The organism is Photobacterium profundum, from assembly GCF_003026285.1.
Taxonomy (GTDB): domain Bacteria; phylum Pseudomonadota; class Gammaproteobacteria; order Enterobacterales; family Vibrionaceae; genus Photobacterium; species Photobacterium profundum.
This window is the reverse complement of the sequence record NZ_PYOD01000052.1, coordinates 1-512: the sequence shown is the minus strand read 5'-3', so window position 1 is coordinate 512 and position 512 is coordinate 1. Positions and strand designations below refer to the sequence as shown.

Annotated in this window: 1 protein-coding gene; it reads left to right on the top strand. The window is 53.3% G+C overall.

Annotated elements, in window-relative coordinates; translation table 11 throughout:
• Nucleotides 1-384: molybdopterin dinucleotide binding domain-containing protein (locus tag C9J48_RS27715; protein WP_308811176.1), on the top strand; the 384-nt coding region annotated here is incomplete at its 5' end.
• Between the last annotated feature and the right edge of the window lie 128 nt (nucleotides 385-512).

The window sequence follows — 512 nt, the reverse complement described above, 5'->3', positions numbered from 1 at the left end:
CGTCTGCACCATGTGAAACCGTGCAATATGGTGGCACTGAACCCGGCAGACGGCGAGAAATTCGGTGTACAGCACGGGGACTGGGTGCGCATCACAACACCGGGCGGCAGTGCGCAGGCCCGGGTCAGTTTACTGACCGGGGTGATGCCGGGCGTGGTCGCGATTGAACACGGTTACGGGCATCATGAGATGGGTGCCCGTCAGCACTATCTGGATGGTGAAGCGATGGCGATGGACAAACGCATTGCCTCGGGGATCAATATCAACGATCTGGGCTTTGCTGATCCGACAAGACAAGTCAGCAATACCTGGCTTGACTGGGTAACGGGTGCTTCCGTCCGCCAGGGATCACCGGCAAAAGTGGAACGGATTTCTGCTGCCTGAGAAATATTATCTGCCTCAACCCAACATATAATAATAAATATTCGTGACACAATACCTCTGACCACCTTCGGGTGATCTGTTTTTATGGCAGAAAAACAGCACAAAAAACAAAGGACACCCTGTTGGTG